Origin of the sequence: Neorhizobium sp. T25_13, from assembly GCF_002968675.1 — a bacterium.
In the GTDB taxonomy this organism is placed as follows: domain Bacteria; phylum Pseudomonadota; class Alphaproteobacteria; order Rhizobiales; family Rhizobiaceae; genus Neorhizobium; species Neorhizobium tomejilense.
This window is the reverse complement of record NZ_PVBI01000041.1, coordinates 1-1278: the sequence shown is the minus strand read 5'-3', so window position 1 is coordinate 1278 and position 1278 is coordinate 1. Positions and strand designations below refer to the sequence as shown.

General features: G+C 57.6%; 2 protein-coding genes. Both read left to right on the top strand.

Features of this window, described 5'->3' with window-relative positions:
* Positions 1 to 465: 465 nt before the first annotated feature.
* Positions 466 to 846, top strand: a complete 381-nt coding sequence (locus tag C5J22_RS31880; RefSeq protein WP_245440622.1) for a transposase — start codon at positions 466 to 468, stop codon at positions 844 to 846.
* Between the two features lie 304 nt (positions 847 to 1150).
* Positions 1151 to 1278: sugar phosphate nucleotidyltransferase (locus tag C5J22_RS30855; protein ID WP_172746801.1), on the top strand; the 128-nt coding region annotated here is incomplete at its 3' end.

Sequence of the window (1278 nt, the reverse complement as noted above, 5' to 3'; positions counted from 1 at the left end):
GCTCACGAAGATCATTCGATAACGGTGCGGTCATGAGATGCCGGCCTCCATCCAACCAGTATCAGTGAATCAGAACAAAGCCGATTTGGGAATCCGGTATGATTCTGAAAAATGCGGAAACGCTCTAGCCGATTTGGTTCGGATCGGATGGTATCGCGAGGTTGCGGTGAAGAGTGAGGCCAGCCAACAGGTCCGCTCTATGCTGATCGCGCGGTCCCGGCTCGTGACGATGCGACGAGATCTCGAAAATCAGGTCCGATCAATGTTGAAAGAATGCGGCCTAATCTTCCCTCGCGCCATCGCCGGACAGTTCCAGCGCTTCGTCACCGAATTGACCGGAGACGGTCACGTGCTTTGGCCGGTCTACGACTGCTCTCCGTGCATGCCTATGTTTGTCGAGAGCTTGATGGGTTGGACCGCCAGGTCCGACTGATGGCTCGAGCAGACGAGACGACAAGGCGGTTGATGACCGTGCCGGGCATCGGCGTGGTAACGGCACTGACCTTCCGCCATACCATCGACGACCCATCTCGCTTTCGAAATGCAACATCCGTGGGTGCCTATCTGGGCCTAACGCCGCGACGCAAGCAATCGGGTGAAATGGACACCGTCGGCCAAGTCTCGCGATGGGGTGATCGCTTACTACGAACTTATCTCTTCGAGGCCGCCAGTGTGCTGCTCCATCGGACTCGGCGCTGGTGCGCGCTGAAAGCTTGGGGGCTGCGGCTGGCCAAACGCAACGGAATGAAGAAGGCACAGGTCGCGGTTGCTCGCAAACTGGCCGTCATCCTGCACTGCATCTGGATCGATGGCACCACGTTCCAGTGCAGCAAGGAGCCGACCTGATACTGAACATCCACCCGAGATCGCAGGGCTGCCTTGGGCCTGTGATGTCCCGCCGGGACGGTGGTTGCGATGACCTTGTTCAATCGGCTGCAGCTCCATAACCGCGCTACGCACGTTGAGGCATCCGACCCGAACATCATCATGAGGCCACGACCTCGAAAAGGACCATGACGCCGGCATGGACAAAACAGGCTTGACTAAGTCCCGTAATTAAGGGCCGATTGACAAGCTAAGCGCCTCTGCGCCATGAGTCTTTGGACTGGCGGCAGATGAAGCCAGACCCAGACCTCTTGAAAGACATGAAATGAAAGCTGTAATTCTCGCCGGTGGGTTGGGAACCCGCATCTCTGAGGAGACGCATCTCAAGCCCAAGCCGATGATCGAAATCGGCGGACGGCCGATCCTCTGGCACATCATGAAGCTCTACTCCGC